The organism is uncultured Nitrospira sp., from assembly GCA_902500695.1.
GTDB lineage: Bacteria > Nitrospirota > Nitrospiria > Nitrospirales > UBA8639 > Nitrospira_E.
This window is the reverse complement of sequence record CABVRQ010000144.1, coordinates 1-4263: the sequence shown is the minus strand read 5'-3', so window position 1 is coordinate 4263 and position 4263 is coordinate 1. Positions and strand designations below refer to the sequence as shown.

Here is a 4263-nt window from a genome sequence, read left to right as displayed (position 1 = left end):
ATGGGTAGCTCGCCATGTAATATAGTTTGAATTTATGGCTTTTAGTGTTCATTAGCATTTTGTGTGGGCTGGACTTCAGATACATCCTCAAACAGAGTCCGGAAACTTGAGGGAGAACAACCTACCGCATTCTTAAAAAAATGACTAAAGGCAAACTGATCGCTAAACCCAAGGGCTGTCGCAATTTCTCTGAGGTTGGCATGCCCTTCTTGTAACAAAAATTTAGCTCGTTCTATTCGAAGTGTTTTGAGATGAAAACGGAACGATTCACCGATAACAGTGTGAAAGAGTTGCGAACAGTACTTTTCCGAATACCCCAAGAAGAGGGAAATATCTTTGAGGGTAAGCCCCTGATGCAGATGTGAGATCATGAAGGTGTGAATCTGTTGAGCTGTTGAATATGAAAATGCCCGGGTATCCTTTAACCCGGAGAGGAGATCTTGAAGGATTTTGCAAATAAATGAAGATCGTTCTTCGACTGGATTTGTGCCGATTTTAACGTGAGTCCGTTCTCGCGCCAAACAGCGTAATTCCTCTATCAGCTTTTCCAAGTGATCATGTGAATTTTGTTGGTATCGTTGGCGTGTCATGGTCTGGGCGCCTCGACAGGAAATGAATGGATGTGCTTGCATCGAGCGCATTGGAATTCAGTGTCTTTGAGTGAAACTTTGGCAATAGGCCTGCCACTGTGGCAACTCCAATCAGATTGTTGAGGGTTAGTTGGTTTGGATATTGTCCTCTTCATTATTTCCTACAAGGTCACTGGTCTGGAGAAGAATCCTAAGAGAGTTTATATTGAAAATATTCGTCGTTTTTGTGATTTGTTAGTTAATGATAATGAAAATCATTTATGTTTTCAATACTAGATTAAAATAAATACTTTGCCCATGTTCAAATAACAGAAAAGCCATGTTTTTTTGTCTGTAACCTCAATTGAATGATCCCCTTTCAGCCAGGAGGTTTTCTCTTGATGGCATCCCCGGTCTGCCTGAGGCAATTGGCATGGAGATGCCAAATCCTGGAAATAATAGGTACTTTGGCCGTGATGAACGACCATGAGACGGGTCTTCCTGCTGCGCCCATGATTTAGATAGACGGTTAGTGGAGGAGGCTATATGGCTAATGACGTTGTTGGATAGAGAGAATCGGCAAGGGTCATGGACTGGTAGTGGTCACAGGCAACACCTCGACCAAAACAACTTCCTTGAAAGTCCCAGGGAGAAAAAAAGGCGATAAAAACAACCGTGAGGATCAATTAGTGACCGTCAGCAGATATCATCGGACATGCCCAATGCGCATCTTCATCTAATCGCTGTGCCATAAGGAATTTCTTTGCCGGATCTCTTAGCCCGATTGCTTCCAGGAGGCCTCACGCCGAACCTAGGGCTCGACTTGGCCATGCTACTTTTGGTGCCCATAGACAGCCGAGGACAGATAGCAATTTTCAGTCGGCAACATCTCAAGCATCCGGTCAGGGGTGAAGCCCTTAGAATCATCTCCTCTTCCATGTCGTTCCCTCCTTCTGAGAACGACTCACTTTGTACCGCATGTTGTCTCACTATAAAAACAGGCCACTCCGAATGAGGAAAATCGGTCTGAGTCGGATTGGGAAGTGCAGCGAACCGGGATGGATTATCCTTCAAGGAAAGTTCCTCCCTTTGTATGGCTTCAGGTGATTTCTCAAATTCGCTGCTTTTGGAGGCGTGGGAGCGAAAGAACCATCCTGCAAGGTGAAGCATTCGAAAAAAAAGCCCACGGTGAATGATTCACCGTGGGCTTAAGGAAGTTCAGTTTCTTCCAGTTGTTAATATTCCATGCGTAAGGCCTTCCTTAGGCGATGTTTTAATCGGTTACTCGTAGTCTTCGTTTAAGGATCGTAAGAAAGCCGTTAAGGCCGGGATGTCTTCTGGGAGTAAGACGATGTCTTTGAGCTGGGAAGCACCATTGCGAAGTTTTCCGTTTCGCGCTAGTTCCGAATTTGTCATATACCCTTGAATCACATCTTTGAGGGTATCGGCGATACCGGCGTGACTATAGGGAGCCGAATGACTCAAATCGCGCAGGCCGGGAGTTTTAAAAGTGCCAATCGTTCTCGGTAGGAGTCGATCTGGTCGACAGGCCTGGAAGCCACGAAACACCCCAAAGTGTTCATTGAGGGCGTCCTCGCAGAGGATGGACCAAATGGGTAGCTGAGATGCGGGGAAGTCGGGATTCCAGAAAATGTTCCAAATGCCCAGATCGGTCTGTTGGGGGTTGTCCGGCGAGGGGATAGCGCGGAATGGTTCTTGAGCATGCGGATGCTTTGCCGTGGCAGGCAGGTAGGCTTCGATATTTTCATTTCGTTCATCCAATCCTGGAATTTGAAGCATGGAAAACGATTCGGGACCATGAATGCGTTCATACTCTGTTTGGGCAATTCCAGTATTGTGAAATCGAAAATCGGTGAAGTTGGGTGGGGTATGACATGCAACACAATTCCCAATTCCTCCCTGGGCCTGGTCACTGGGGCGAATCTGGTGACCTTTATGACGACGATGCCTGTGTCGGTTCTGTTGAGCGAAAAAGATTTTCAACCCTTTTAATTCCTCGGGCCCAAAGGTGAATGGTTGGTTATGAAACTGAAACTTGCCATCTGCCGTATGGGGATTTTTCTCAACGAATTGCAGGGTCGGGCTATCGGAAGAAGAGGTTGAGGGCCATCGGGAATAATTTTGCGAATCGTATGATTCGAGAAATTGAATCTGTTGTAGCAACCGACGAGTATATGAATTCGGAGACTCCCATTTATCCGGTTGGCGTGGCAAATCGTTGATCTCAAGAAAGACATCATAAGGAGAGAGATTAAAGTTCCCTTCGTCATCTTGTGAAAACAGAAGTTGGTCTGCATAGGCAGAGATGAGTTGGGAGACAGCCTGCACGAGTTGGAGATCGGTGGCTGTAGAAACCTCGACACGAAAATTTTCAGGGATCAGAAAGGCTGCAGGAATCGAGGGATCGGTTCCAGCGAAGAGAACAGGATAGGACAGTCCACCAAACTCCTGGGCCAGATCTCCGGTTCCGGAGTCCTCCCGAATGATTCGGGCAATATGTGAGATGGCGGTTTCCTGTTCACCGGGAAGCCATCCGAAGTCGCGCCCGGTGAGTGTACCTTTGACGTTTTCCAGCATCGTCGGGAATTCAGCATCGGCATGAAGAAAAAACATCGGTCGGGGAAGAGCGGCATTCACCATAGGGGGCGCGTTTCGAACAGTGGTCTGTTTTCCGTCTTCACGGGCTGGAAGAAGACTACGACGTGAAAAACCCGAATAAGTATTCATTCCGTATTTCGGAATGTCGAGTAGCTCATCCACAAAATGGCAGCTTCGACAATTCCTGGATTGACCAGCAAACGGGCCAATGGCAAATTGATCGGGTGGGAGTTGCCAATTTGTCACTTTGTCGAGGGAGGGATCACCTTGAGGCAAGGGATCATTGACATCCCCTCCGTCATCTAAAAAGACTTTAAATATTTGAGCAAACCGGGTTTCCAGAAACAATCGTTCTCCGTTGGTGACTTCCGGTGGATCAGCTTCTTCGGTTTCCTGAGCTAACACCAGGGGTACATTGGCGAGAAAGGGTAGTGTTGATGTGAGTAAAGAAATACAAAAGATCTGCGCGCAAGAGAAAGTAAGAACTCTACGGACGTTCATTGGGGCACCTCGCTTTAGAATGAATCCTTTTTCGGAGAAATCCTCTTTGATTTCTCTCTTATGGATGAATGGTGAACGTATCCTCACACGTCATGTGTTGAGGAGGAGCAAGGCGAGGGGGACAGGAGGAGACCAACCTCCTCGCCCACATGAGGATGAATGCATGAGTATATTCATACCTCGGAATAAATTAAGAATCAGAACATTGCATTCCATGGCCACAAAAAAAGCCCATGAGCGTACAATGGCAGCTCATGGGCTCTGGACTCTAAAGTCTCGGGCCTTAAGAATGTAGTGAGACGTACTTAATCGTCAGACTCTGGCATCATAAACGCGGCCTTTAGCGACCGAATTTCATTCATGGGTACGACAAACATCATGAAAAATCCAATGCCTAATTGAAAGATCCACGGCCAACAAGTGATGGCAAGCACAGGTAGATCTGGGTGAAGAGCCAGAGCAAAGGTCAGAATTTATGGCTTTTGAGCCAAAAACCAGCCCTTGCTGTTCATGCATTGCGCCAGGGCATCATCAGTTAATCCTTTGCTGAATGGGTTAAGTGAAGTCTCGGAAT

At 46.8% G+C, this 4263-nt stretch carries 2 protein-coding genes; both read right to left on the bottom strand.

Features of this window, described 5'->3' with window-relative positions:
- Positions 1–41 precede the first annotated feature (41 nt).
- On the bottom strand, positions 42–590 hold the full coding sequence (locus AAH187_RS18790; protein ID WP_342350023.1) for an AraC family transcriptional regulator: 549 nt from the start codon (positions 588–590) through the stop codon (positions 42–44).
- A 1260-nt stretch (positions 591–1850) separates the two neighbouring features.
- On the bottom strand, positions 1851–3689 hold the full coding sequence (locus AAH187_RS18785) for a hypothetical protein (protein ID WP_342350022.1): 1839 nt from the start codon (positions 3687–3689) through the stop codon (positions 1851–1853).
- Positions 3690–4263 lie beyond the last annotated feature (574 nt).